Origin of the sequence: Shinella sp. SUS2 (assembly GCF_001262505.1) — a bacterium.
GTDB lineage: Bacteria > Pseudomonadota > Alphaproteobacteria > Rhizobiales > Rhizobiaceae > Shinella.
Genome location: NZ_KQ410739.1, coordinates 146512 through 170108, shown reverse-complemented (window position 1 = coordinate 170108; position 23597 = coordinate 146512). Strand labels below are relative to the sequence as shown.

Sequence of the window (23597 nt, the reverse complement as noted above, 5' to 3'; positions counted from 1 at the left end):
CGGCAGACGACCGCGGCGGTCGTGCCAGGAGCTCCAAAACGGAGCAGCAGGAATGGCCAATTCACAGGTTCAGCTACGCAAGCCGACGCTGGACAAGGACCTGGAAAAATTCACCTTCACCGAACAGGCGACGCATTTCGTGCTGCGTCGCTGGACGGGTGTCGGCATCGCCCTCGTCTTCCTTCTCGTCGCCATGGCCGTGGCCAGCAGTTTCGCCACCGGCACGCCCGGCGTGCTCGTCGTCGCCATCACCGCGGCGCTTGCCGCCTACATGGCCATGAACATCGGCGCCAACGACGTGACGAACAATGTCGGCGCGGCGGTCGGCGCGCGCGCCATGAGCATGGGCGTCGCTCTCGTCATCGCCGCGGTCTTCGAGATCGCCGGGGCCTTGCTCGCCGGCCAGGGCGTCGCCGCGACGGTCGCCTCCGGCATCGTCGACCGGTCGATCTTCCCGAGCCCCGACGCCTATGCCTGGGCAATGATGGCGGCGCTCATCTCCGCCGCGCTCTGGATCAACATCGCCACGATCGCCAATGCGCCGATCTCCACCACCCATGCCATCATCGGCGGCGTGATCGGTGCGGGCGCGGCGGCCAGCGGCTTCCACAGCGTGCAATGGGACGCGATCGCCGTCATCGTCGTGAGCTGGACCGTCTCGCCGATCCTCGGCGGCGTGATCGCCGCGCTGTTCCTCTACTTCATCAAGGAATTCATCATCTACCGCGAGGACAAGATCGGCGCGGCAAAGACCTGGGTGCCGGTGCTCGTCGCGATCATGGCCGGCGCCTTCGCGGCCTTCATCGCGAATGGCGGCACCAACGGAACGCTCGACCTTCCCTTCCGCACCGCGCTTCTCATCGGCCTCGGCTTCGGCTTCGCCACCTATGTCGTCACGCGGCCGATCGTCCGGCGCCATGCGGAAGGCCTCGACAACCGCAACCAGTCGCTGCGCACGCTGTTCCGCATCCCGCTGATCTGTTCGGCGGCGCTGCTCTCTTTCGCCCATGGCGCCAACGATGTGTCGAATGCCGTCGGCCCGCTCTATGGCGTGGTCTCGGCGCTGCGCTCGGGCGCAGAAAGTGGCGCGGTCATCCCGCTCTGGGTCATGGTCATCGGCGCCTTCGGCATCTCGCTCGGCCTTCTGCTGTTCGGCCCGCGCCTCATCCGCATCGTCGGCACCGAGATCACCAAGCTCAACCCGATGCGCGCCTTCTGCGTGGCGCTCTCCTCCGCCGTCGCGGTGCTGACCGCCTCGGCCTTCGCCATTCCCGTCTCCTCGACGCATATCGCCGTCGGCGCGGTGTTCGGCGTCGGCATGTTCCGCGAATGGTACACCCGCAATTCGCGGCGGCGCATCGACTATATCCGCGGCCGCGGCAACCGCATTGCACCGGAGGAGGAAGACGATCCGGTGAATGTCGACGAGACGCGTCGGCGTTACCTCGTGCGGCGCTCCCATTTCATGACGATCGTTTCCGCCTGGATCGTCACCCTGCCCGTCTCGGCGCTCCTGTCTGCCGCCATCTTCCTCACGCTCAACGCGCTTTTCACCTGAGATATCGACCATGCGTGCCAATTACCGGATGCAGCGCCTCTTCGTCGGCGACACCCTAGCAGAGGGCGTCGCCTTCGAGGCGTCGAAGGACCATTTCCACTATCTCGCCAATGTGCTGCGCATGGCGGAGGGCGACGCCGTCCTGCTCTTCAACGGGCGCGACGGGGAATGGCATACCACCCTCTCCTTCCCGACCCGCAAGCGGCTCATCCTGACGCCCGTCGAGCAGACCCGGCCGCAGCCGGCGCCGTCAGATCTCCACTATCTCTTCGCGCCGTTGAAGGTCGGCCGGCTCGACTATATCGTGCAGAAGGCCGTGGAGATGGGTGCCGGCGTGCTGCAGCCCGTGCTGACCCAGCATGTGCAGGGCAAGATCACCAGCCTCGAACGGCTGCAGGCCAATGCCGTCGAGGCGGCGGAACAGTGCGGTATCCTGGCGATCCCGGAGGTTACGGCACCGAAAAAGCTCGAGGATCTGCTTTCCGCCTGGCCGCGCGAACGGCGCATCGTCTTCTGCGACGAGGGCCACGGCAGCCAGAACCCGCTTCCGGCGCTGGGGGCCATCGAGGAGCGGCAGCTCGCCCTGCTCGTCGGCCCGGAAGGCGGTTTTTCCGACGAGGAGCGCACGCTCCTGCGCAGTCTCGACTTCGTGACGCCCATCCCGCTCGGCCCCCGCATCCTGCGTGCGGACACGGCGGCGGTGGCCGCGATGGCCGTCATCCAGGCGGCGATCGGCGATTGGCGCTGAACGGCACCCGCGCGGATTTGCGGGAACGCAAGAAAGTGCTTTTATAAAAAAGTCGAATGGGTTTTTTTGAATCTGCCTTGAAAGGAATTCGCTTGCACCGCATCTAATTCCGGTCCAAGCACCCTCCCAAGGCCCGGCGTTCCGTCCGGGCGCCATCCGTTCAGAAGAAGACGCCCATGGCCCGTGACACCACCGACCAGACGCCGATCCGCACCGTCGCGGACATGGCGGATTACCTCGCCGCCGGCAACAAGCCGAAGGAGAAGTTCCGTATCGGCACCGAGCACGAGAAATTCGTCTTCTTTACGGCCGACAACAGTCCCGTGCCCTATTTCGGCGAGGCGAGCATTTCGGCGCTGCTGAACGGCATGCAGCAAAAGACCGGCTGGGATCCGATCATGGATGCCGGCAACATCATCGGCCTTGCCGAACCGTCAGGCATGGGCGCCATCTCGCTGGAGCCCGGCGGCCAGTTCGAACTGTCGGGCGCGCCGCTGGAAAACCTGCACCAGACCTGCAAGGAATCCAACCAGCATCTTGCGACGCTGCGCGAGATCGCCGAGCCGCTCGGCATCCGCTTCCTCGGCATGGGCGGCAGCCCGAAATGGACCTTTGCCGAAACCCCGCGCATGCCGAAAAGCCGCTACGACATCATGACCCGCTATATGCCGAAGGTCGGCACGAAGGGTCTCGACATGATGTACCGCACCTGCACGATCCAGGTGAACCTCGACTTCTCCTCGGAAGTCGACATGCGCCGCAAGATGCAGGTCTCGCTGAAGCTGCAGTCCATGGCGACCGCGCTCTTCGCCTCCTCCCCCTTCACCGAGGGCAAGCCGAACGGTCTTCTCTCCTGGCGCGGCGACATCTGGCGCGATACGGACAACAACCGCGCCGGCCTCATCCCCTTCGCCTTCAAGCCGGATTTCGGCTTCATCGACTATGTCGAATGGGCGCTCGACGTGCCGATGTACTTCGTCGTGCGCGACGGCAAGTACCACGACTGCACGCACATCACCTTCCGCCAGTTCATGGCCGGTGCCCTGAAGGGCGAGATCGCCGACTGGGAACCCAATCTCGGCGACTGGACGAACCACCTTTCCACGCTGTTCCCCGACGTGCGGCTGAAGCGCTTCCTGGAAATGCGCGGCGCCGACGGCGGCCCGTGGCGGCGCATCTGTGCGCTGCCCGCATTCTGGGTGGGCCTGCTCTATGACGACGGCGCCCTCGATGCCGCCGAGGCCCTGACGCGCGACTGGACGGTGGAGGAAGTGACGGCGCTGCGCAATGCCGTGCCGGCGGAAGGCCTCAAGGCCGATTTCCGCGGCAAGCCGCTGCTCGACGTCGCCCGCGAAGTGGTCTCGATCTCCCGCCAGGGCCTTGCCGCCCGCGCGCGGCTCAACGGCGACGGTGTCGACGAAACCATCTTCCTTGCCCCGCTCGACGAGGTTCTGGCGAAGAAGGCGACGCTCGCGGAAGACATGCTGGCGCTCTACAACGGCCGCTGGAACGGCTCCGTCGAGCCGGTGTTCACCGACTACCAGTACTGAGGCAAGACACCAAAAAGCGGTTTGCGCGGCCAAAATTCCCGTTATAGTGCAGGCACATGCCTGCCAACGGGAAGGGGTTCGTTATGCTTTCGCTCTACGACATGATGATGCAGGCGCAGAACGGCAATGCCGTCGAGACCATGGCGCGGCAATACGGGCTCGCGCAGGAACAGGCAGCCAAGGCCATCGCCGCGCTGATGCCGGCCTTTTCCGAGGGCTTCAAGCGCAACGCCGCCAATCCCTATGACCTCGCCGCCTTCATGACCGCGCTGACCTCCGGCAACCACGCGAAATATTTCGAGGACATCAGCAGCGCCTTCACGCCGCAGGGGCTTGCGGAAGGCAACGGCATTCTCGGCCATCTCTTCGGCAACAAGGACGTTTCCCGCGCCATCGCCGCGCAGGCGGCGCAGATGACCGGCATCGGCCAGGACATCTACAAGCAGATGCTGCCCGTCATGGCGAGCACGCTGATGGGCGGCCTCTTCAAGCAATCCTTCGCCCCCTTCTTCCCCGGCGCACAGAGCGGTACCGCCGCGGCCAATCCCTTTGCCGACATGATGCAGCAATGGGCGGAGGCGACCGGCATGGCCAAGAAGCCGCAGCCGTCAAACCCCTTTACCGACAATCCGTTCACACAGGCCGCCCAGGAATTTTTCGGCACGAAGAAGGAGGCAGCGGCCAACCCCTTTGCCGACAATCCCTTCGCCAAGGCCTTCCAGGACATGATGGCGGGCATGGCCGGCCAGCCGGCAGAAGGCGCGAAGCCGAGCGCGCCGGCGGGCTCCCCTGCCGATTCGCTGACGACCTTCGTCAACACGATGTTCGATACCGGCCTGGAAATGCAGAAGGACTATCAGCGCAACGTGGAATCGATCTTCGAGACCATCCGCAACGGCATGGAGACGGGCGGCGGGAAGAAGGCCTGAGCATCGAGGGGTGGTCACGCACGCCTCTCCGGGCATCAGGCGCCAGCAGATCGGCTATTCGACGAGGCCAAGCGGTTTTTCCATCAGGACCGTGGTGAGACCGCTCTGCCATTCCTCGTCCGGATAGTGCGCCGTTTCGACATAGCCCAGCGCCCTGTAGAAACCCCGGGCCTGCTCGTTGAACGTATCCGTTTCAAGCCGCACCCGCGGGAAACCTTTTTCGGCGATGTCCCCCTCCGCCCGGGCGAGCAGACGACGCCCAACGCCCCGGCGCTGGAAATCGGAATGCACATGCAGGGCATCGATGAAGTCGTCCACGCAATGGACAAGGCCGGCAACACGCCCATCGGCCTCGGCCACGAGCATATCAGCACCGCTGTGCGCGACGAAACCGCCGCCGATATCGGTCTCGATGTAGCGGCGAGCGGCAGCCTCCGTGATCTCCGGCCGCCAGGTGCGCTCGAACGTATCGCGCAGTATCGCCTTCATGGCAGGGAAGTCTTGCGGGTGCGCCGGACGGATCAAAATCGCGTCGATCATCGCGCTACCCCTTTGTTTCCGGGCAATTCCGGGTGAAATCGACTTTCGGAAAATCTTTGAAAAAGCCCGACGCGGACCTTGGGAGTCGCACGCCGGGCAAGCAGCAGGGTTATTGGCTCTCACCCTGCGGGGAAGTCAGGTGCCGACCCGGGAGATAGGTCGGCACGATCGGAAATCAATCCATACGGCCGCTGCGCAGGTGACGGCGGGCGCGCTCACGCGCCACGATCGTCAGATGCAGGCCCGCGTCGGTAAAGAAGGACGCGGAGCGTACATCCTGCACGTCGCTGCGGCACAGCCCCATATCGTAGAGCTGATGATCGTCGAGCTCGTTCAACCGATTGATCACGCGGCGATTCTGCCAGGCGCGGACAAATTTGTTGGCGACACCGCGAACGCGGGCAAAGAGGCTCGGCGCCGGACGGCGCGTTGCGAGAATATCGATTTCCAGTCTGCGGTCGATCATGCGCATGGCATTTCTCCTTTCCGGCCCGGCGATCCATCGTCCTTCGATGGGGTTTCGCGCGGCACCCGTGATCGTTCGTCGCCCGCAGGGATCGGGCGGCGGTTCAAAAGTCGGTTTTCAAGAAGAGCCGTCGCCGGGAGGTCGAGGGAGGCGGCAGATCCTGTCGAACGATGGCCTGGCGGAGAGGTCACTCGTTCGACACTTGCTTTTTCGCAGAAAGCCATTGATCAGTCCAACGAATGTTTCTAATAGTATCAATCAAACAATCTTATGGATATCGTTATGTCCGCTCCGCTAGACATAGACCAGCTCCAGACTTTCGTCGCGATCGCCGATACCGGCAGCTTCACCCGGGCCGCCGAGCGGGTTTTCAAGACCCAGTCGGCCGTTTCGATGCAGATGCGGCGCCTTGAGGAGCGCATCGGCAAACAGCTCTTCATGAAGGACGGCCGCGGCAATCGGTTGACCGCGGAGGGCGAGCGCCTGCTCAACTATGCGCGCCGGATGCTGCGCCTCAACAACGAGGCCATCGCCGCCTTCGACGACAACCGCCTCGAGGGCCTGCTGCGCATCGGCACGCCGGACGATTATGCCGACCGCTACATGCCCGAGATCATCATGCGGTTCGCCAAGACGCACCCGAATGTCGAGCTCTTCATCGTCTGCGAGCCTTCGGTGGACCTCGCGGAAAAGATGGCCAAGGGCGAGCTCGACATCGCGCTCGTCACCCACAATCCGCGCCAGCGCCAGTCCGATGTCGTGCGGACGGAGCCGCTCTGCTGGGTCATGTCGGCCAACCATCCGCTGCCGGAAAACGCGCCGGTGCCGCTCGCCGTCGGTCGGCGCGACTGTCAGTGGCGGCAGATCGCCTGTGCGGCGCTCGATTCGGTCGGGCGCGACTACCAGGTGCTGTTCACCAGCTGGTCCTCGACCGTCGTCGCAGCAGCCGTGATGGCGGGCATGGCGGTTTCGGTCCTGCCGGAATCGGCGCTGCGCCCCGGCATGAAGGTGTTGACGCAGGCGGACGGCTTTCCGCCGCTCGCGCCGGTGCAGATCGGCATCATGCGGCGACCGGGTCTCTCGCCCTCGCTTTCCAATGCCATCACCAGCCATATCACCGCCTGCCTCGACAACATCACACCGTTGACAGCCGCCGACGACCTGCCTGAGGCGGAGGTGAAGCTCTTCCCGCGTGTGTCGCGCCTGAGGCCCGGCAACATCCTGCCCGGATGGTGACGCAGCTTCCCCTCGACGGCATTCCCGCAGGCAAGGCCGGGCCGTCGATGGTTACAATCCGCCCTGCCCGCGAAGACGAGGTCGAGGCGCTGCGCCAGATCGAGCGCTCGGCCGCACAGGCCTTCCGCCTGATCGAGGCCTTCTCGTGGCTCGCCGTTGGCGACGTGCAGAGCGCGGATCGGCACTGCGACCTCATCGAAAAGGGAACGAACTGGGTGGCGGCAACCGGGGACGACCAGCCGGTCGGCTTCCTGAGCGCCGAGATTGCCGAGCGGGAACTGCACATCTGCGAGATTTCCGTCGATCACCTGCACCAGGGCTTCGGCATCGGCCGCAAGCTGATCCGGCACGCGATCGACGCGGCCGCGGCGCACCGCCTCGACGCGGTGACCCTGACGACCTTTAGTACCATCCCCTGGAACTGCCCCTACTACCAGCGGCTCGGCTTCGGCACGCTGGACGAGGCCGCGCTGTCGCCGCGTCTCAAGGCGGTGCTCGACCTTGAGGCCGAACACGGGCTGCAGCGCGACACGCGCTGCGCCATGCGCCTCGACCTGCCGGCGGCGTAGAGCGCTTCGAAGACAGGCAGCGCTGTCCATGACCCCGGCATGTCTCCATGCCGGGGCCGTCGATCCATCCAAACGTCCGATCAGTCGTAGGTGGCCTGCTTGCCGTCGAAATAGATCGTGTTCGCCTCACAGATGTTGATCGAGGTCTCCTCGCCCTTGATGCTGGAGCCGTCCTCGGCCTCCCAGCTCACATAGAACTCGATGTCGCACGGACCGTCGTAGTTGAACTCCATATTGGCCGTCTCGCCGCCATCGAGCTTGAAGTTCATCCAGTTGGCGCTCCAGTCACCGTTTTCGCCGGTGTAGAAGCCGTCGATGATGTAGCCGGAATCGTTCTTGATATCGAACTTCATGCCGGCTGCGAGGGTCATGGGCGCAGAAATGAGCAGGGCTGCCGCAGCAAGGGCGGCAACCGACTTGGTCGCGATGAATTTCACGGAAAATATCCTGTTTGACTGATGATGATGTCGCACGCTCGCGCCCCGCAATGTTTTGCTGGGTTCGCAGGTTTGCGATGTTGCTGTTGCCCCTATCGAAAGCGGGGCCGCGCCCTGATGGAACCCGGCCCCGTTTGCTTATACGGAACAGTCACTTATTTTATTCTGGCACAATTTTCCGAAGGCCGCTCAGGCGAGGTTCTTTTTCAGGAAATCCACGGTGCGCTGCCAGGCGAGGTCCGCCGCGGCCTTGTCGTAGCGCGCGGCCGATGTGTCGTTGTTGAAGGCATGGTTGACGCCGTCATACATGTGGATCTCGAAGGTTTTGCCGTTTGCCTCCAGCGCCTTGCGATAGGCGTCGATGCCGGCATTGATGCGCTCGTCGAGGCCGGCATAGTGCAGCATCAGCGCAGCCTTGATGCCGGGCACGTCCTCGGCCGCCGCCTGCGCTCCGTAATAGGCGACACCCGCCTTCAGGTCCGGCGACCTGGCGGCGAAGCGATTGACGAGGCCGCCGCCCCAGCAGAAGCCGACGGCGCCGACCTTGCCATTCGCACCGTCGAGCTTTGCCAGGAACTGCAGGCTTGCCTCCGCATTGGCCACCGTTACCGCCGGATCGAGCTTGCCGATCATTTCGCGAGCCTGATCCTCATTGTCCGGCGTACCGCCGGACGGCGAGAGGAAATCGGGGGCGAGCGCGATGAAGCCATCCAGCGCCATCCGGCGGGCGACATCGCGGGTGTGCGGGTTGAGGCCGCGGTTCTCGTGGATGACGATCACGCTACCGAGCGGCGCCGTCGCCTCCTTCGGCCGCACGAGATAGCCCTTCATCTCGCCCGAGCTGCCGCCATAGACGACATCCTTGGCGGCAAGGCGCTGATCATCCGACGCGATGATCTCGGCGCTCGCCGAATTGGCGGCGAGCAGCGGGGCGATGGCGGCAGCCGCCGCACCCGACCCGGCGAGCGCCGTCAGGCGCTCCATGAAACGGCGGCGATCGAGCGTCAGATGGGTGTATTCATCATAGGCGTTGATCATCGCCTGCGTGATCTGCGGCTTGTCCATGGCGGATCCTCCGGCTGGTTCTCCGCAGGATAAGATAGGCCGCGCGCGAAAAGCTGCCGAACACAACTGCGTTACCGCAAGGGTCAGCCGATGTTATGCCGGCTGGTCGCGGATCAGGTGAAGGCAAGCCATATGCCGAGCCAGAGCCAGAGGAGGCCGAGCACCGCAAAGCCGGCAATGAAGAGCGGCCGGCGATAGCGCAGGCGGTTGCTGGTGACATGCACATAGGCATGGGCATAACGAAGCGCCACGAACAGCCAGCCACCGGCGACGGTCACCGGATTGTCCGCATCGACGAGATAGAGAAGGATGCTGACGGCATAGAACAGCACCGGCAACTCGAACTGGTTGGCGATGGCGTTCTTGACGACGAGGCTTTCGGTGGGCTCCTCGCGATTTTCGCGGAACTGTTCCGGCCGGGCCTGCCCTTGCCTGACGGCCCGCATGCGGCGCATCGACAGCAGAAGGTAGAGAGAGAAGACGAGCGCGACATGCGCGATCATCGGCCAGATCGTGGCTTCCGTGGGAGACATGGTTATCCTTCGGCTTGTCGGTTTGAACCGGTTTAGGGGTTTCCGGTGAAAGCCTCAACCGGAAAGGACCATTGCGACAAGCCGAAGGAGGAAGCGATTATTGCGGCGTCAGATTTTCGGTGCCCGAACCGTCCTTGCCGCTGATCGTCCAGGCGCCTTCCAGCGATCCGTCGCCCTTGACCTGATAGACGATGAGGCCGACCGCATCGCCAAGCACGTAGCCGGCGGCGAAGGCATCGCCATAGAGCATGCAGATGCCGTTCGACGTGGTCGAACCGGTATGCCACTCGATCGAGCAGGTCGTCTCGCTCGTCAGCTCGATCGTCGCCGTGCCGCCATAGGTCGAGCCGTCGAGATTCGTGCCTTCGACATTGTAGGTGCCGGCATTGACCGTCTGCGCATGCGCAGGCACGACCAGACCCAGGCCCAGAAGGGCGCCAGCCAGTATCTTCTTCATGTTGTCCCCCAGTGAAACCGGCGAGATTGCCGGTGGCCGATCCTAGCGCATACGTGGAAAAACAAAACAGGATTCGCGCAGGCCCCGGAGACGAAAATGCCCGGCAAAGCCGGGCATTCGAAGGCATATCAGCGATCGGCGATCGATCAGACCGCGCCCGGATAATTCGGGCTTTCGCGGGTGATCGTCACGTCATGGGCATGGCTTTCGCGAAGGCCCGCGCCGGAGATGCGCACGAAGGTCGCCTTCTCCTGGTAATCCTTGAGGTCCTTGCCGCCGACATAGCCCATGGACGCCTTCAGGCCACCGGCGAGCTGGTGCAGCACGCCCGAAACCGGGCCCTTGTAGGGCACCTGGCCCTCGATGCCTTCGGGCACCAGCTTCAGCGTGTCGCGCACTTCCGCCTGGAAGTAGCGGTCGGCCGAGCCGCGGGCCATGGCGCCCACCGAGCCCATGCCGCGATAGGCCTTGAAGGAGCGGCCCTGGTACAGGAACACCTCGCCCGGGCTTTCATCCGTGCCGGCGAGCAGCGAGCCGACCATGACGGCCGAGGCGCCGGCGGCGATCGCCTTGGCAAGGTCGCCGGAGAACTTGATGCCGCCGTCGGCGATGACCGGGATACCCTGAGCCTGCGCCGCCTCGACCGAAGCCATGATGGCGGCAAGCTGCGGCACGCCGACGCCGGCGACGATGCGGGTGGTGCAGATCGAGCCCGGGCCGATACCGACCTTGACGGCATCGGCACCCGCATCGATCAGCGCCTTGGTGCCGTCGGACGTGGCGACGTTACCGGCCATGATGCGCACGGAGTTCGACAGCTTCTTCACGCGGGCGACGGCGTCCAGCACGCGCTGCGAATGGCCGTGCGCCGTATCGACGACGATGAGGTCGACGCCCGCCTCGATCAGGCGCTCGGCACGTTCGAAGCCGTCATCGCCGACAGAGATGGCGGCGGCGGCGCGCAGGCGCCCCTGCACATCCTTCGACGCATTCGGGTTGAGCTGCGACTTCTCGATGTCCTTCACCGTGATGAGGCCGACGCAACGGCCGTCGCCATCGACCACCAGCAGCTTCTCGATGCGGTGCGTGTGAAGCAGGCGCTTGGCTTCCTGCTGATCGACACTTTCCTTCACCGTGATCAGGTTCTCACGGGTCATCAGTTCATAGATCTTCTGGCTCTGGTCGGAGGCGAAGCGCACGTCGCGGTTCGTCAGGATGCCGACGAGGCGGCCGGCCTTGCCATTGCCGCCATTCTCGACGACCGGGATGCCGGAAATGCCATGCGCCTTCATCAGCGACAGCGCGTCGGCAAGCGTCGCATCCGGGCCGATCGTCACGGGATTGACGACCATGCCGCTCTCGAATTTCTTCACCTGGCGGACTTCCTCGGCCTGTTCGGCGGGGGTCAGGTTGCGGTGGATGACGCCGAGGCCACCGGCCTGCGCCATGGCGATGGCGAGACGGCTCTCCGTCACCGTGTCCATGGCGGAGGAGAGGATCGGCAGGTTGAGTTCGAAATCGTGCGCGATGCGGGTGGCGATGTTCGTCTGGCCCGGCATGACCTCGGAGTGACCAGGTTGCAGGAGGACGTCGTCGAAGGTCAGGGCTTCGAGACCGGTTGCCGTTTCAATGATGCGCGCCATGGGCCAAGTTCCTTTTAGGATAAAGCTTACGCACCAAGGGGAACATTGGGAGTTGTCCGCCTCGGTCGCTTGCAAGAAATTCTTGGAAGTTGGCGAGGGCTGGTAACACGTTCATGACGGCTTGGGAATAGCAAAAGCGGCCGCTTCCCCGCATTGCGCGATTGACGAATTCTTAGCCGTGTCCGCTGCCGGTCTTTTAAATCTTCGCGTGTATAACCGTTTTCGTGGCCAGGACAGAAAGGGCCATACACAAAGCAACAATAGAAGAACGGGGAAATCGATGTCTGCACTGAAGAAAAGAGCACGTGCGCTCGAAGACGAATTCGCCTACCAGCAGGAATTCATGTTCAAGGCCAACGCGCGCCGCAATGCGCTGCTCGGCCTGTGGGCTGCCAATACCATGCACCGCCCCGACGGCGAGGCCTATGCCCGCGAACTCGCCATGGCCGACGTCAGCGCTGCGGACGGTGCCTTCAACCGTGTCCGCGCCGACCTTCGCTCGGCGGGCGTCAACTGTCCCGACGACGAGCTGCGCGACCGCATGGTCATGATGCTCAAGGATGTCGCCCGGGACATGCGCGGCTACTGACAAATCCTTTCGAGGAAACGGCCCGCCCTTGACGAGGCGGGCCGTTTCGATTCCGGGGAACGGAAGGCGTTCAGACGTCGAACTGGTAGCTCACCGGCACAAAGCGGTAGCCCTCGCCCGCCTTCTCCACGAAGCCGGCCGCCGGGAACGGCATGTGGTAGCCGACGAAGGCCAGCCTGTCGGTGGCGATCATGTCGAAGACCTTCTTGCGCGTCGCGGCGGCCTGAGCCTTGTCCATGTCGAAGCGCACTTCCCAGTCGGGCCGCTGGAGCGAGAGCACGAAGTGGTTGGCGGTGTCCGCCGTCAGAATCAGCGCCCTGCCCTCCGATTCGACGCGGAAGATCATGTGCCCCGGCGAATGGCCGAAGGCGTTGAGCCCGCGAATGCCGGGCACGACCTCGCCCTCGTCCTCGATGAAGGTGAGCTTCTCCGCCAGCGGCTGCACCTTGGCGAGCACGTTCTGGTGGCTCTGTTCGGCGGGCGTTCCCATGCGCTCCGGATTGACCCAGAAATCATATTCCGTGCGGCCCGTGACGTAGCGCGCATTCGCAAAGGCCGGTTTGCCGCCCTCCATCAGGCCGCCGATATGGTCGCCATGCATATGGGTGATGACGACGACGGAGATCTGATCCGGCGTGTAGCCCGCATAGTTCAACCCTTCCAGAAGACGGCCCATGCCCGCCTCGCGTCCGCCCTCGCCCATGCCGGTATCGAAGAGCACGACCTCCGAGCCGGTATCGACCAGTGTCGGCGTGAAGCTGTTGACGAAACGGTCGGCCGGAAGGAAATTTTCGGCCAGCAGGGCGCCGACGGCCTCGGCGGGCTGGTTGGTGCCGAACGTCTCGTTCGGCGCACCGGAAGGGCGCATGCCGTCGCGCACCGTCAGCACGCGGAAACTGCCGAGCTTCAGGCTGCGGGTCTCAAGGGGGCTCACGCGCATGTCGGTGGCGTCGCTTTCCGATTGGGCAAGGGCGGTGGCGCGGTTCAGCACCAGGGGCGCGGCCAATGTGCCGAGGCCCGCGGCGAGAAACAAGGACCGGCGCGAGATTGTCGAATGGTCTCCCATGGATCTTCCTCTTTGGTGAAGGGCTGCCTTGCCGGCCGAGCGTCCGGCTCGGCATGAAGATGACATGCGTCCATCTAGGGCGCTGTCACGATCCGGGCACGCGGTTTCACGGGCTTGTGATGCGCAGGCGCGAGACGCGTCCCCGCACCCACGGCCCTTTTACCGCCGTTTTCCACGTCCCCTGCCGGCAACACCGCTGCGCCTCCTTGCCCGCAATGCGGCCCGGGAAGGGCCTTACGATTTGACAGATCGCAACGCGGGGCGCAGAAGTCGGGCGGGCCTGCACGAGGGCCTTGCACCCTGATTTGCCGATGAACCGTATCGTCCCGCTCATCCTTGCCGTCGCGCTCTTCATGGAGCAGATGGACTCCACCGTCATCTCCACCTCGCTGCCGGCCATCGCGGCCGATCTCGGCGTGGGGCCGATCACGCTGAAACTGGCGCTCACCTCCTACATGGTGTCGCTCGCGACCTTCATTCCGCTCAGCGGGTGGATGGCCGACCGCTTCGGCGCCAAACGCGTCTTCCGCCTCGCCATCCTCGTCTTCGTCATCGGCTCCATCCTCTGTGCGGTTTCCGGCAGCCTTCTTGCCTTCGTCGTCGCACGCTTCCTGCAGGGCATGGGCGGAGCGATGATGACGCCTGTCGCACGCCTCGTCCTGGTGCGCAGCACCTCGCGCGCCGAACTCGTCTCGGCCATGGCGCTGCTGACGATCCCCGCGCTTGTCGGCCCGCTCGCCGGTCCGCCGCTGGGCGGCTTCATCACCACCTACTTCTCCTGGCACTGGATTTTCCTGATCAACGTGCCGGTCGGCATTGCCGGTTATGTGCTGTCCGGCCTCTACCTCCCGGATATCCGCGCCGCCGCGCCGCCGCCGCTCGACTGGCGCGGCTTCTTCCTGAGCGCGGTGGCCGCGTCCGGCACGATGTTCGGCCTCTCGGTCGTCAGCCTGCCTGCCCTGCCACCCGTCATCGGCATCGCCGCAACGGCCATCGGCCTTCTCTGCGGCGTGCTCTATGTGCGCCACGCCCGCCGGCACCCGGCGCCGCTGCTCGATCTCAGGCTTTTCCGCGACAGCGCCTTCCGTGCAGCAGCCATCGGCGGCACGCTGTTTCGCATCTCCGTCGGCGCAGTGCCCTTCCTGATGCCGCTGATGCTGCAGGTCGGCTTCGGCCTCTCGCCCTTCCAGTCGGGCCTCGTTACCTTCACGGGTGCGATCGGCGCCATCACCACCAAGTTCCTCGCCAAGCGCGTGCTGACCTTCGCCGGCTTCCGCACGACGCTGATCGTCGCCAGCATCTGCGGGGCGATTCTCACCTTCGTGAACGGCCTTTTCACGCCCGCGACACCCTTCTGGTTCATGGCCGGCGTGCTCTTGATCGCGGGCTTCGCGCGCTCCTTCTTCTTCACCAGCGTCAACGCGCTGTCCTTCGCCGATATCCCCGACGCGGATGCCAGCAAGGCGACCTCGATGAGCGCCGTGCTTCAGCAGATCAGCCTGGCACTGGGGGTCGCCGTTGCCGGCGCGATCCTCGAAATCGAGACCGCGCTGACAGGCTCCCCGCTGGAACTGCGCGATTTCCAGATCGCCTTCATGATCATCTCCGCCCTGACCCTCGCCGCCGTCCTGCCCTTCATCACCATGGCCAAGAATGCCGGCGCCACCGTCTCGGGCCATCGTCTGCCGGGGCCGGACGAGGAAGCGGCAACGGCGAAGTAACCCGCCCCCACCCGCAAACCGGCGCGAACCCCAAGCGTGCCGCAAATCCCCGGCAGGTTCGCACCTGCCCTATCTTCTTGACGTTTTTGGTTCCGCTGCCTCAGCCGCTCTCACCCCGACGCAAAAAGGCGCGCCGCACCCGCCCATCCGCACCAGCCCCCATCTTTTGTCCGTGCGAACAATGCACTAAACCTACCCCAGTCGCCTCCCTCACGGAGGCGTGGATTGAAACTGCGGCACGAGTACGAGATCCGGACAGAGGCGCTTGTCGCCTCCCTCGCGGAAGCATGGGAAAACGGCGGGTTGCTGGAATATATCGAGTGGTCGGAGACTTCCGGCCCGGCGCGGGCTATTCGGCCTGCTCGCAGACGGCGGCGAGTTTGTTGCCGTCGGGGTCGCGGATGAAGGCGGCGTAGAAGGTGGCGTGGAACGGGCGCAGGCCGGGAGCGCCTTCATCGCTGCCGCCGGCAGCTAGGGCCGCGGCGTGGAAGGCATCGACGGCCGCGCGGGTCGGGGCGACAAGCGCGATGGTCACGCCGTTGCCGAAGGTGGCGGGTTCGCGGTTGAACGGCTCGACCACCCAGAAGCGGCAGCGCACGTCGCCCTCCGCCGCATAGCCGATCTCACCCGGCGCCTGCTTCTGCCTGGCATAGCCGAGCAGCGGCAGGACCGCGTCATAGAAGCGGCCGGCATGATCCAGATCGTTCGTGCCGACGGTGGTGTAGAGCAGCATCAGGCGTCCGCATCCTCTTCACCTGCCTCATCCTTCGCCTTGCGCCCCTTGAAGCCCTTGGCGAGCAGGAACATTTCCACCGATTCGGCACGCGAGGCGCCGGGCTTCACATGGATGACCTGCTTGAAATTCTGCTTGAGCATGTTGAGCAGCTCGCGCTCGGTGCCGCCCTGGAAGGTCTTTGCCAGGAAGTGGCCGCCTTCCGCCAGCACCTCCACGGCGAAATGCGCGGCAACCTCGCACAGATGCATGGTGCGCAGGTGATCCGTCTGGCGATGGCCGGTCGTCGGCGCGGCCATGTCCGAGACGACGAGGTTCGGCGTGCCGCCGACCGCCGCGATCAGCTTTTCCGGCGCATCGGGCTCGAGAAAGTCCATCTGGAGGATGCTGACGCCCGGCAAGGGGTCCATTTCCAGGAAATCGATGGCCGCGACGCGCGGATCGGCATCGGTCGAGCCGGTCACCTTGGCGGCGATCTGCGACCAGCTGCCGGGTGCCGCACCAAGGTCGATGATGCGCTTCGCGCCGGCGAGGATGTTGTGCTTCTCGTCGATCTCCAGCAGCTTGAAGGCCGCCCGGGCGCGATAGCCCTCCAGCTTGGCGCGCTGCACATAGGGATCGTTGATATGGCGCTCGAGCCAGCGGCGCGAGGAGGCCTTGAGCTTGCCCTTCTTGACCTTCTGGCCGAGCTTGCGGCCGATGGGGGGCTTGGTCATGACGCCTGTCCTTCGGGCTTTGCCGGGTTGCGAGGGCCGCCGCGCTGGTTGCGGCGGTGGCGGCCGCGGCGCCAGACGCCGTCATCGGCCATCATGTCGGTGAGCAGGCCTTCGCGCAGGCCCCGGTCGGCAACGCGCATGCGGCGCGATGGCCAGCGCTTGCGGATCGCCTCCAGGATGGCGCAGCCGGCGAGCACGAGATCCGCCCTGTCCGGCCCGATGCAGGGATTGGCCGCGCGGGCGGAAAAATCCCAGGAGAGAAGGCGCGCCTGCATGGCCGTCACCTCGTCGTCCGAAAGCCAGACGCCGTCCACCCGGCGCCGGTCGTAGCGCGGCAGGTCGAGATGCACGCCCGCCAGCGTCGTCACCGTGCCGGACGTGCCAATGAGGTGGAAATCCTCCGGCGCCGCGCGCACGACATCGCCAGGGCAATCGAAGCCCGCCAGCATGGTCTCGACCTCCGACACCATGCCCGCAAAGCTCTCCGGCGTCACGTCGCGCCCGCCGTGGCGTTCGGACAGCGTGACGACGCCGACCGGCAGCGAGGTCCAGTGCGTGATGTGGTTGGCAAGCCGGCTGGAGCGATTGTCGCCGATGCGGATGACCGCGATTTCCGAGGAGCCGCCGCCGATATCGAAGAGCACGACGGATTTCGCCTCGCGCCCGACCAGCGAGGAGCAGCCGGACACGGCAAGCCGCGCTTCGGTCTCGCGGTTGATGATCTCGAGGTCGAGCCCCGTCTCCTGCCGAACCCGCTCCAGGAACGCCTCGCCGTTGACCGCCGCGCGGCAGGCCTCTGTGGCGATCAGCCGGGCGCGGCGGATGTTGCGGTTCTTCAGCTTGGCCGCGCAGACCTTCAGGGCCTCGACGGAGCGGTCCATCGCCTCGTCGGACAGCCGGCCGCTCGCCGCAAGCCCTTCGCCGAGGCGCACGATGCGCGAAAAGGCATCGACAACCCGGAACTGGCCGGGGCGCGTCGGCTGGGCGATGAGAAGGCGGCAATTGTTGGTGCCAAGGTCGAGCGCGGCATAGAGCGGCGCGTCATAGCCTTCGCGCTCGGCCGGGCGCGGGGCGGATTGCGTCTCCGGAGCATGGGGGGTGGACCGCGCCTCCAGGGCCTGTTCGGCCGCGGGATGCAGGACCGTCGCCTCGGCGGCGACGGGCACGGTGCGCGCGCCGGCCTTCTTGCCGCGATGCTTGCGACGGTTCCTGCGGCCTTCCGCCTGACGCGGGTCCTCGCGGGAGGCTTCCCGCTGGCCGACGGGGGCAAGCGGGCGCACGTTCTCGCCGCCAGCACCCTTGCCGCGCCGACGACGCTTGTTCCTGCGCGCGGTATCACCACCTTCGCTGGCCTTGGGGCGCTCAGCCGATCCGGACGAACCGGCCGCCTGGCCTGCGGACAGGGAAACGGCAGAGGGACCTGTAGCGCCCTTCTGCTTGCCCTTGCGTCGGCGCGACCGCTTCGGTCGCCCCGCATCGCCCGCATCTCGCGCCCCGGAAACGGGCGGCTTCAAGCCGCTGTCGGGGTCGTTCACGTTACTGCCTATGGCGCCGCGCAAAGCTTTAAAGCTGCAAGCAGGCGCTCTCTCGATCTTCGTTGCCGCGACATTACCAGCGCCCGGCCCGTTCGCCAAATTCTTTTTATGACGAAACCGCGATGCACGGGCCTCGGACACGCCGGCTGCATTTTCCCGAAAAAACCATTTGCATCTCGCCGCCGTTTGTTTATAAGCCCGCCTCACAGGCACCGGCCAAGCCGGTTTCGCCCCTGCTGGGGAATAGTTCAACGGTAGAACGACGGACTCTGACTCCGTTAATCTTGGTTCGAATCCAGGTTCCCCAGCCATCTTCCTCCTAACTCACTGAAATCGTTCAAATGCCTCACGCCAACGTCGGCGGATAACGGCATTTTGCTACAATCCGCTGCTACAAACCGCCTCACGGCGGCTGGCGGAACCCTTGGCAATATCGAACGTCGTCCGCCGAGGCGGAACCTATCATTTCCGACGAGCCGTACCAGTCGAGCTTCGGGAGCGTATCGGCAGGCGCGAACTGGTCCGCAGCCTCGGAAGTTGCAACGCGAAGACTGCACGGCTGCTTTCGGATCGGCTATACGGGGAATCAGAACAACTCTTTGAACTGGCTCGCCTAAATCCTATGCTCTCAGACGATCAACTCGCCCGCCTCGTGCAGGATTTTTATAGTCTCATTCTGCGACAGGAGAGGTCTCACCGAGCCAAAGGTCGTTTCATGTCGGAGGAGCAGCGTGTCGCCCGCGCAGAACATTGGCGCACCACGGCTGACAACATTCGCAAAGAACTCGGTGCGAATGCACTGCATGGCGGAAGCTGGACCGCTATTGGAGCGGCAAGACTCCAAGGCTTGAAGTGGCCGGAGCTTACTAGCGAAGAACAATATCAATGCGCCGAGGCCGTCCATCGCGCCGGTATCGACCTCTCGAACGCCTTGGCGGCACGATATGAAGGCGACTTCAATTTCGAGCCGAAGGACAAACTGCTGACCCGCGTCCTTCGCGAGGAGGCCTCAGCCGCTTCGCCCGTATCAGTACCGCCATCGCCAAAAACCGAACCGGCAGCACCGACCGCACAGGCCGGGCCAGCTTTTTCCACTATCTTTCCCGACTTCATCAAAACACAGGTAGTGCGTGGCGACTGGCGGCAGCAGATGGCCAATCAGGCAAGTGCGACCTATCGATTGTTTGCAGCGATATGCGGCGACCGCCCGATTGTCGACTACCGACGCGCGGATGCTGCGACGTTTCGTAAAACACTCGAAAGGATGCCTTACGACTACGGAAAGGCCGCGCTATACCGTGATCTAAACCCCTTTGAAATTATTGCGAAATACGAGGCGTCACCACAAAAAGACAAGTCCGAACCTTTGACGCAGAAGACCATTAAGCGACATTTCTCTGCCGCCTCTAAATTGTGGTCGGACGCCCTGGCTGGCGGCGATGTTTCTGAAAACATCTTTACGGGCTTCAAGTTTTCAACCTCCCAACCGGCTCATAAAGACACCGACATGTGGGAGGCGGATGAACTCAAAGCATTGTTTTCCTCACCTGTTTGGACGGGCTGCATAAGCGAACGGGAGCGAGACACCAAAGGCGATAAAATCATTCGGGATGATAAGTTCTGGGTTCCACTTATCACTCTGTTCAGCGGAATGAGGCTCGAAGAAATCTGCCAGCTTCGAACCGATGACATTCTCGAAGAAAACGGCATTGCCTATTTCGACCTCAACGACCGGCCACCGCGCCAACTCAAAAATAGGAACGCGGTGCGGAAGGTGCCGGTCCATTCGGAGTTGATCCGGCTCGGGTTTCTCAAGTACGTCGAAGGCTTCGGAAGTCGTTCATACGCGCTGTTTCCTCAACTCAAACCGGGCGGCGCTGACGATAAGCTTGGCCACGCTTTCTCGAAATGGTTCACGCGTTACCGCAAACAGATCGGTCTTTACCGAAAGAAGCTCAATTTTCATTCTCTTCGGCACACGGTCACGACATGCCTTCATCAGGCGGACGTCAAGGACATGGTAATCGACCACCTTACCGGCCATAGCACGAAGGGCGAGACCGCCCGTTATACCAAAGGCTCATCTTTGCGCCAGTTGTCGGCGGCCGTCGAGATTATGCGGCCACCGCTGGATTTCTCGCATCTGTATGTCCCTGACTAGACGTAGCGCGTCCAAACTAGGCTCGCGCCAACCCTACGGACAGTGCCGTAAAACGCTCCAGGTCTGGCGCGATTTTCATCTGACGAAACTGACTGCACCTCACTTTATCGCGCGGGGGGATGAAAGATCGATCCCATCGATCCTTCCTCCCATCCGATCCTACCCTCTCCAATCCTTCCCTCCCTCTGCTCCCTCCCTTTCCAAGGACAATCAGCAGGACCCCGGCAGGGAAACCAAAGTGCTAGGAGTTTCCAATGACTGCGACCTTTCATTCCCGCCCGGACCGGAAAGCCACCATGCAAGAGGCAACAGCCGCATTGCAGCGTGCGGGAGCCCCATTCGAGCAGAAAACCGGATTTCATATCAAAGTCCACGCATTCAATTTCTGGCCTGCAACGGGCACAATTATGGTGGATGGCGATTTGAAACGCCGGCAGGAACAAGGTCTACCTGCCTTCATTCGCCTGCTGCGGGACGCCGGACTCATCTCCAACAAACCCACTCAGTCAGTGGACACCCCCCAGGACTTCATCATCGATCGCTGCGATCACGAAGGCGAGTTCGCGACCTGTTAGGCTTCTGACGATCCCGGAATCGCGTTTCCAACTGCATTCAAAATCCAGAGCCCAAGTGGAAGTCTAACCTCTTGGGCTCATTCGTTATTTCAGGGCCACTCGTTCACGCCCCTTGCCTTAACGTTCCAAAATCAAATCTGGAGCGTTTCCAGCAACACACGCTGCCGACGCCGCGCCTCCTGCCGTTCGCGCTCACCAATCTCCCAACCGCTGTATACCTCCTCGAAACGACCTTCGGCATACCGAGAGGTAAAGTCGGCAAGTTTCTGCTCAGTCTCGTTTAGACGGTGGGTGATCCCGCATAGCTGACCGGCTTCGATTTGCACTGGCGTGCAGTCATTGGGATGGGGTTTGAAGATTTCACGTGCCGTCCAGATCGGGTCTTTCTGGCCACGCATAATGGCGTGTTCGTCGGTGGTTTTGACAATGTACCGGAAAAGTTCGACCTGCCGCTCATACTGTCCTTTGGCATACGAGGGATGCTTGATCCGAAACGCAATGCCATTTTCTTGAGCTGTGCCAGGCGATTTCATGCGCCACCATGCCCACGTCTTCTCCTCAAAAGCTTTGACGGCATGCTTGGGGACGACGCATAGCACATGCACGTGGACACCCTGATTGCGGGCATATTCCACGCCCCCTATCCAATAGTGAGGATGATCCACCCTATCCAAGTCACGGCGAGTGACGCGCCGCGCTTGCCCATCTTGCCGGCTCCGCTCGGCCGCCTTGCGCCACCCATCAAAAAGGCATCGATTCATTTCCTTATGCCAATGCGGCATTTGAGCTAGAAATTCCCTATAATCAGGAAAGCCGAGCCCGGAGGCCGTCAGCGTGACGTGCGCATTGAAGCAAAGTCCGGTCTTCCACGTCAGGAACGACATTGCGTTGTAGAGCCGTCGCGGCTCGTCCACGAGCAACGTCCGCCGATGACGGGAACGATCTTTTGTGGAAACCGGAACGTTGAAAAGGTGTTCGGTAGCGCCGCCCGGTTCGAAGGAATCGAAGTCAACCTCGACAACGGAGCTATATTCGGCAGTTGAAACTGTTAGGAAATCTTGCGATCGATCTTGATATGTCATCGGACATACATCTCCATTTTGATCGCAATCACACTTGGGGCGTTTTCGCTGCAAGCGATTGCTTGCAGATATAGTGTTCAGGCGCCATTTCACGCACGATCGCGGCCAAGAAAAATGGCGCTGTTGCCGAGACGCAACAGCTCGGACGGTCGGCATAATCGTATAAATAATCGTTCTTTTTCAATTTCTTGAAGAGAATTCTCCGCATCCTTTCGCGCATCCAAACGCTATGTCAGATGCCGTTCGAAGCCCTGTGAACATGCTGGTCGGCCAGCGATATTCACTAGTACCCCCTCCGGAAACAGGAATACCACTCCCGAAGTGCGATAGCGCACTCCCTCTTCCCTTCTGCGCTCCCCTCCTGCTCCCTCTCTCTGCACTCTTTCGGAACGCGATACGCGCGCTCCGCTTCCGCTCTGGCAACTTCTCCCACTCATCCGAGAAGCTATCCGGGACCGCACTCCCGTGGTCGCCAACCGGAACACTTGGATGACATCGACAGCACCTTCCCCCATCGCCGACACTCACGTCCCGCCGCACACCACCCTCGATCCTTCAGGGCTCGGCTCCATCCCCGCCCTGCCCTTCGTCCCGGAAGCCCTCCTGCGTCATCACCGGGCCTTCATCCCGACCGACAACCGTTTCCGCGCCGCCGCCCGGCTCCTGCAAGCCCTCTGGCGCGAAGACCGCAACCTGCCCATCGGCGTTCATCCCGGCAAGGAAGGCAAGACCCGCCGGCTCGGCTCCTCCATCGCTATGTCGGCAGGCATGACCGGAGCGAACTTCATTCATCCGGCAATCGCCCGGCTCGCCAAGCGGGAACTGATCTATCGCGAAGCGGGCGCCGCCTATGACGACAATCGCCTCCTGACCAACCTGCTGTCGTCCCAACCGCTGGTCTTCAACCTCTTCGGCCCCCTGAAACTCGATCTCGCCACGGCAACGGCCGTTTTCGACGCGCTCGCGCCGGGCTTCATGTCGGAAGTAACCGAAATCCTTTTCGAGCATTCGCCCGGCCGTGGCGACCTTCGTTTCAGCGGCGACGGCACGGCCTTCGATCTTCTCGTTCGGGGAATTGGCCCGGCCGGGCAGCGGCGCTTCATCGCTATCGAAGTCAAATATTCCGAGAGCGGGCACGAGCCCCTGCCGCGCTTCTCCGGGCGCTATAATGAAATCGCTCCCGGCTCCGGCCTCTTCATCGACGCGGCGAACCCCGCCCTTCGGGCAAATCCGGTCCAGCAGCTTTTCCGGCAGATGTGCCTTGCCAATACGATGATCGAGACCGGACTATACGACGAAGGGCTGCACCTCTTCATTGCTCCGGCCCTCAACACACCTGCACAGAACGCTGCAACGAGCTTTGTCCGGCACCTCGCATCGCCGCAGGACGGGAAGGTGCCCTTCATGGCGGTAACGCTTGAACGGTTCATCGAAATCCTCGCGGATGTCGGCACGACCGGCCATGCACGGGCGCTTCATCGCCGCTATTGCGACTGGTGGCTGATCGATGGGGAACTCAATCTGGAAGAACCCTCCGGTTGCGATGACGCAGGCTTCATGAAACCGGAAATCCCGCTGACCGGGGAGGCCGGGCCGGAGGTTGGACAGGCGGCATAAGCCGCCCAGCCGCGCAGTACCTCTTCCCTCTTCTAACTAATTGTATTGGCGCCTGTTTTGGACCTTACCTC

At 63.3% G+C, this 23597-nt stretch carries 23 protein-coding genes and 1 tRNA gene; 12 read left to right on the top strand and 12 right to left on the bottom strand.

Features of this window, described 5'->3' with window-relative positions; all coding sequences use genetic code 11:
• Nucleotides 1-52 precede the first annotated feature (52 nt).
• The 4 genes from AKG11_RS24730 (at nt 53) to AKG11_RS24715 (ending at nt 4785) form a co-directional block, all read left to right on the top strand.
• On the top strand, nt 53-1558 hold the full coding sequence (locus AKG11_RS24730; RefSeq protein ID WP_050745832.1) for an inorganic phosphate transporter: 1506 nt from the start codon (nt 53-55) through the stop codon (nt 1556-1558).
• A 10-nt stretch (nt 1559-1568) separates the two neighbouring features.
• Nucleotides 1569-2306: a 16S rRNA (uracil(1498)-N(3))-methyltransferase gene (locus AKG11_RS24725; RefSeq protein ID WP_023512634.1), complete on the top strand. Its 738-nt coding sequence runs from the start codon at nt 1569-1571 to the stop codon at nt 2304-2306.
• A gap of 176 nt (nt 2307-2482) precedes the next feature.
• Nucleotides 2483-3856: a glutamate--cysteine ligase gene (locus AKG11_RS24720; RefSeq protein WP_050745831.1), complete on the top strand. Its 1374-nt coding sequence runs from the start codon at nt 2483-2485 to the stop codon at nt 3854-3856.
• An 83-nt stretch (nt 3857-3939) separates the two neighbouring features.
• Nucleotides 3940-4785 (top strand): DUF937 domain-containing protein, encoded by an 846-nt coding sequence (locus AKG11_RS24715; protein ID WP_050745830.1) that lies wholly within the window; start codon nt 3940-3942, stop codon nt 4783-4785.
• 54 nt (nt 4786-4839) lie between these two features.
• On the opposite strand, the gene AKG11_RS24710 is transcribed toward AKG11_RS24715, so the two are convergent.
• Complete coding sequence (locus AKG11_RS24710; protein WP_050745829.1) at nt 4840-5325, bottom strand: GNAT family N-acetyltransferase; 486 nt, start codon at nt 5323-5325, stop codon at nt 4840-4842.
• Between the two features lie 175 nt (nt 5326-5500).
• Nucleotides 5501-5797: a DUF1127 domain-containing protein gene (locus AKG11_RS24705; RefSeq protein ID WP_023512630.1), complete on the bottom strand. Its 297-nt coding sequence runs from the start codon at nt 5795-5797 to the stop codon at nt 5501-5503.
• A gap of 276 nt (nt 5798-6073) precedes the next feature.
• Here AKG11_RS24705 and AKG11_RS24700 point away from each other — a divergent pair, with 276 nt between their 5' ends.
• Both AKG11_RS24700 and AKG11_RS24695 read left to right on the top strand, forming a co-directional pair.
• Entirely contained in the window at nt 6074-7027 is a 954-nt protein-coding gene (locus AKG11_RS24700) for a LysR substrate-binding domain-containing protein (RefSeq protein WP_023516870.1), read from the top strand.
• Nucleotides 7021-7596 (top strand): GNAT family N-acetyltransferase, encoded by a 576-nt coding sequence (locus AKG11_RS24695; RefSeq protein ID WP_088016542.1) that lies wholly within the window; start codon nt 7021-7023, stop codon nt 7594-7596. Before AKG11_RS24700 ends, AKG11_RS24695 begins: the two co-directional genes overlap by 7 nt.
• Nucleotides 7597-7676: 80 nt before the next feature.
• Here the strand turns inward: AKG11_RS24695 and AKG11_RS24690 are convergent, their stop codons facing one another.
• The 5 genes from AKG11_RS24690 to guaB form a co-directional block, all read right to left on the bottom strand.
• A complete protein-coding gene (locus tag AKG11_RS24690; protein ID WP_023516872.1) occupies nt 7677-8033 on the bottom strand; it encodes a hypothetical protein in 357 nt (118 codons plus the stop codon).
• Nucleotides 8034-8222: 189 nt separating this feature from the next.
• Nucleotides 8223-9098 carry a dienelactone hydrolase family protein gene (locus tag AKG11_RS24685; RefSeq protein ID WP_050745828.1) on the bottom strand — a complete coding sequence of 292 codons (876 nt, stop codon included), beginning with the start codon at nt 9096-9098 and terminating at the stop codon, nt 8223-8225.
• A gap of 113 nt (nt 9099-9211) precedes the next feature.
• Nucleotides 9212-9631, bottom strand: coding sequence for an MAPEG family protein (locus AKG11_RS24680; protein ID WP_023517118.1), 420 nt, complete (start codon nt 9629-9631; stop codon nt 9212-9214).
• Nucleotides 9632-9728: 97 nt separating this feature from the next.
• On the bottom strand, nt 9729-10088 hold the full coding sequence (locus tag AKG11_RS24675) for a hypothetical protein (RefSeq protein ID WP_023517117.1): 360 nt from the start codon (nt 10086-10088) through the stop codon (nt 9729-9731).
• 146 nt (nt 10089-10234) lie between these two features.
• Nucleotides 10235-11731, bottom strand: a complete 1497-nt coding sequence (gene guaB, locus AKG11_RS24670) for an IMP dehydrogenase (RefSeq protein WP_023517116.1) — start codon at nt 11729-11731, stop codon at nt 10235-10237.
• A 280-nt stretch (nt 11732-12011) separates the two neighbouring features.
• Here guaB and AKG11_RS24665 point away from each other — a divergent pair, with 280 nt between their 5' ends.
• A complete protein-coding gene (locus tag AKG11_RS24665; protein WP_050745827.1) occupies nt 12012-12320 on the top strand; it encodes a DUF1476 domain-containing protein in 309 nt (102 codons plus the stop codon).
• A 70-nt stretch (nt 12321-12390) separates the two neighbouring features.
• Here the strand turns inward: AKG11_RS24665 and AKG11_RS24660 are convergent, their stop codons facing one another.
• Nucleotides 12391-13386, bottom strand: coding sequence for an MBL fold metallo-hydrolase (locus tag AKG11_RS24660; RefSeq protein ID WP_023515291.1), 996 nt, complete (start codon nt 13384-13386; stop codon nt 12391-12393).
• 311 nt (nt 13387-13697) lie between these two features.
• Between AKG11_RS24660 and AKG11_RS24655 the strand changes: the two genes are divergently transcribed.
• Nucleotides 13698-15107 carry a DHA2 family efflux MFS transporter permease subunit gene (locus AKG11_RS24655; protein ID WP_050745826.1) on the top strand — a complete coding sequence of 470 codons (1410 nt, stop codon included), beginning with the start codon at nt 13698-13700 and terminating at the stop codon, nt 15105-15107.
• Between the two features lie 349 nt (nt 15108-15456).
• Here AKG11_RS24655 and AKG11_RS24650 read toward each other — a convergent pair whose 3' ends face one another.
• Genes AKG11_RS24650 through AKG11_RS24640 form a run of 3 tightly spaced genes read right to left on the bottom strand, consistent with a single transcriptional unit; the run spans nt 15457 to nt 18091 of the window.
• Nucleotides 15457-15840, bottom strand: coding sequence for a VOC family protein (locus tag AKG11_RS24650; RefSeq protein ID WP_023515293.1), 384 nt, complete (start codon nt 15838-15840; stop codon nt 15457-15459).
• On the bottom strand, nt 15840-16556 hold the full coding sequence (locus AKG11_RS24645) for an RlmE family RNA methyltransferase (protein ID WP_050745825.1): 717 nt from the start codon (nt 16554-16556) through the stop codon (nt 15840-15842). Before AKG11_RS24645 ends, AKG11_RS24650 begins: the two co-directional genes overlap by 1 nt.
• Complete coding sequence (locus AKG11_RS24640; protein WP_050745847.1) at nt 16553-18091, bottom strand: Ppx/GppA phosphatase family protein; 1539 nt, start codon at nt 18089-18091, stop codon at nt 16553-16555. Before AKG11_RS24640 ends, AKG11_RS24645 begins: the two co-directional genes overlap by 4 nt.
• Before the next feature lie 237 nt (nt 18092-18328).
• On the opposite strand from AKG11_RS24640, the gene AKG11_RS24635 reads away from it, so the two are divergent.
• From AKG11_RS24635 to AKG11_RS24625, 3 genes are all read left to right on the top strand, one after another.
• Nucleotides 18329-18402 (top strand) — tRNA-Gln (locus AKG11_RS24635).
• A 113-nt stretch (nt 18403-18515) separates the two neighbouring features.
• Nucleotides 18516-20252: a site-specific integrase gene (locus AKG11_RS24630; protein WP_050745824.1), complete on the top strand. Its 1737-nt coding sequence runs from the start codon at nt 18516-18518 to the stop codon at nt 20250-20252.
• A 254-nt stretch (nt 20253-20506) separates the two neighbouring features.
• A complete protein-coding gene (locus tag AKG11_RS24625) occupies nt 20507-20827 on the top strand; it encodes a hypothetical protein (protein ID WP_156334133.1) in 321 nt (106 codons plus the stop codon).
• 131 nt (nt 20828-20958) lie between these two features.
• Here AKG11_RS24625 and AKG11_RS24620 read toward each other — a convergent pair whose 3' ends face one another.
• Nucleotides 20959-21909, bottom strand: coding sequence for a hypothetical protein (locus AKG11_RS24620; protein ID WP_050745822.1), 951 nt, complete (start codon nt 21907-21909; stop codon nt 20959-20961).
• A 489-nt stretch (nt 21910-22398) separates the two neighbouring features.
• Between AKG11_RS24620 and AKG11_RS24615 the strand changes: the two genes are divergently transcribed.
• Nucleotides 22399-23526, top strand: a complete 1128-nt coding sequence (locus AKG11_RS24615) for a PGN_0703 family putative restriction endonuclease (protein WP_197284010.1) — start codon at nt 22399-22401, stop codon at nt 23524-23526.
• Nucleotides 23527-23597 lie beyond the last annotated feature (71 nt).

Bases quoted from the DNA above. Each gene is read 5' to 3' on its own strand.
- AKG11_RS24730 (WP_050745832.1), top strand. From the start codon at position 53: ATGGCCAATTCACAGGTTCAGCTACGCAAGCCGACGCTGGACAAGGAC.
- AKG11_RS24725 (WP_023512634.1), top strand. From the start codon at position 1,569: ATGCGTGCCAATTACCGGATGCAGCGCCTCTTCGTCGGCGACACCCTA.
- AKG11_RS24720 (WP_050745831.1), top strand. From the start codon at position 2,483: ATGGCCCGTGACACCACCGACCAGACGCCGATCCGCACCGTCGCGGAC.
- AKG11_RS24715 (WP_050745830.1), top strand. From the start codon at position 3,940: ATGCTTTCGCTCTACGACATGATGATGCAGGCGCAGAACGGCAATGCC.
- AKG11_RS24710 (WP_050745829.1), bottom strand. From the start codon at position 5,325: ATGATCGACGCGATTTTGATCCGTCCGGCGCACCCGCAAGACTTCCCT.
- AKG11_RS24705 (WP_023512630.1), bottom strand. From the start codon at position 5,797: ATGCGCATGATCGACCGCAGACTGGAAATCGATATTCTCGCAACGCGC.
- AKG11_RS24700 (WP_023516870.1), top strand. From the start codon at position 6,074: ATGTCCGCTCCGCTAGACATAGACCAGCTCCAGACTTTCGTCGCGATC.
- AKG11_RS24695 (WP_088016542.1), top strand. From the start codon at position 7,021: ATGGTGACGCAGCTTCCCCTCGACGGCATTCCCGCAGGCAAGGCCGGG.
- AKG11_RS24685 (WP_050745828.1), bottom strand. From the start codon at position 9,098: ATGGACAAGCCGCAGATCACGCAGGCGATGATCAACGCCTATGATGAA.
- AKG11_RS24680 (WP_023517118.1), bottom strand. From the start codon at position 9,631: ATGTCTCCCACGGAAGCCACGATCTGGCCGATGATCGCGCATGTCGCG.
- AKG11_RS24675 (WP_023517117.1), bottom strand. From the start codon at position 10,088: ATGAAGAAGATACTGGCTGGCGCCCTTCTGGGCCTGGGTCTGGTCGTG.
- guaB (WP_023517116.1), bottom strand. From the start codon at position 11,731: ATGGCGCGCATCATTGAAACGGCAACCGGTCTCGAAGCCCTGACCTTC.
- AKG11_RS24665 (WP_050745827.1), top strand. From the start codon at position 12,012: ATGTCTGCACTGAAGAAAAGAGCACGTGCGCTCGAAGACGAATTCGCC.
- AKG11_RS24660 (WP_023515291.1), bottom strand. From the start codon at position 13,386: ATGGGAGACCATTCGACAATCTCGCGCCGGTCCTTGTTTCTCGCCGCG.
- AKG11_RS24655 (WP_050745826.1), top strand. From the start codon at position 13,698: ATGAACCGTATCGTCCCGCTCATCCTTGCCGTCGCGCTCTTCATGGAG.
- AKG11_RS24650 (WP_023515293.1), bottom strand. From the start codon at position 15,840: ATGCTGCTCTACACCACCGTCGGCACGAACGATCTGGATCATGCCGGC.
- AKG11_RS24645 (WP_050745825.1), bottom strand. From the start codon at position 16,556: ATGACCAAGCCCCCCATCGGCCGCAAGCTCGGCCAGAAGGTCAAGAAG.
- AKG11_RS24625 (WP_156334133.1), top strand. From the start codon at position 20,507: ATGACTGCGACCTTTCATTCCCGCCCGGACCGGAAAGCCACCATGCAA.
- AKG11_RS24620 (WP_050745822.1), bottom strand. From the start codon at position 21,909: ATGACATATCAAGATCGATCGCAAGATTTCCTAACAGTTTCAACTGCC.
- AKG11_RS24615 (WP_197284010.1), top strand. From the start codon at position 22,399: ATGACATCGACAGCACCTTCCCCCATCGCCGACACTCACGTCCCGCCG.